Below are 1,496 nucleotides of genomic sequence, written 5' to 3' on the forward strand. Positions count from 1 at the left end.
AGTGTCCACCTCGGATCGCGATGATCGCTTCGCGGAGGCCGTCGGGTAGTGGATCGGCGGCGGTGAGGGTCTGTTCGCCGGCTTGGATGGTGACGGTGCGGTAGCGGCGGGCGGTGGTGACGAACTTCTTGATCGACCAGCCGGTGCGGGTTTCGATGATTCTGGTGATGGCCAGCGCGGCGAACACCACGGCCAAGTGTGCCCGGATGGAGTCCTCGAGGTGATGGAAGATCGGGCGTGCGGCCAGATCGGACTTCGACATCCGGAAGCTCTTCTCGATCCGCCACAGCTGGTGGTAGGAGCCGATTACCAATTCGGGTGTCGGAGAGTCGATGTTGGTGGCATAGGCCTTCCAGCCGGCCAGGGTGCGGGCCTTGGTTTCCAACTCTCGGTTGACGGTCCGGTCCCCGCCTTTGAGCTTGACGAACCGGTTGCGTTTGACCGGGATCTTGCCCTCGACCGCCTTCTCGGCTTTGGCGATCTGCTCGTTGATACCGCGGATGCTGCGTCGCGCTCGGCCGGCGCTGTAGCGGTAGTAGACGACCCGGTGACGGAGGTAACTGGTCTTGGAATTCGCCGGCAGTGGCTGGGTCAAGGTCAGCCCGTCCTCGGGAGTGGAGTTCGGATTGTTCTTGTGCCACTTCTGAATCTGGTAGGGGATTCTGGGGATCTTCTCACCCAGGATGAACGACAACCCGGCATCCTCGATGGCCTTCATGTTCGCCGCGGAGATCATCCCGGCATCGGCCACCACCGTCACATCGGTCAGCTTGTGGGCGGCGATGAACGCGGTCAGGGTCGGCATCATCGTCAACGTCTCAGCTTTGTTCCCGGCGAATGCTTCCATCATCAACGGGAATCCTGTTGCGTCGGTGAGCAAACCGACAGTGACCTGTGGTTCGAGGCGGCGCTCCTTGGAGAACCCGGGTTCGCGGAACCCGTCCGCTTTGTCGGTCTCGAAGTACAGCGTGGTGACATCGTACAAACACAGTGTGGCGGGTCCCAGATTCGCTTGCGCGGCACATGCTTTCGCCAGTTCCTGACGCCAGGACGTGTCAGCGTAGATGGGTAAACGTCGTTTCACCGTTGCGTACGAGGCCGGGGCGACACCGGCTTCGGCCAGTACCCGCAGGGAGTCGAGTTTGCTGGTCGGTTCGATGATCCTCGCGGCCACCAGATCACGGAATACGCTGTCAGAGTTCGGGATCGAGGAGAATCCGAGTTCGTCGTACACCGCGGTGATCGCATCCAGCAACACCGCCATCCGGGAACTGGTGATCGGCAAGGGTCCTGCTCCGGACGCGGAAACCAGCCCGAGGTCGAGTTGCTGCTGCCCGGCAGCCAACCGATCAGCGGCCGCGGCCTTCAACGCCGCCAGCTCCGCATCGGTATGAGCTGAGCCGATGTGCTCGATCTGGCGCGACCCGCGACGGTTGGAGTGCACGATCTGGACCGCCGTCGCTCCCGACTTGGTCTTCACCGTCCGCACAAACGCC

General features: G+C 62.5%; 1 protein-coding gene. It reads right to left on the reverse strand.

The window, feature by feature from the left end:
• Positions 1-1,496, reverse strand: a 1,496-nt coding sequence (locus ABLE94_RS26300) for an IS1634 family transposase (RefSeq protein WP_425476293.1), incomplete at both ends; no start/stop codon positions are given.

Origin of the sequence: Gordonia sp. VNK1, assembly GCF_040049135.1 — a bacterium.
In the GTDB taxonomy this organism is placed as follows: Bacteria; Actinomycetota; Actinomycetes; order Mycobacteriales; family Mycobacteriaceae; genus Gordonia; species Gordonia oleivorans.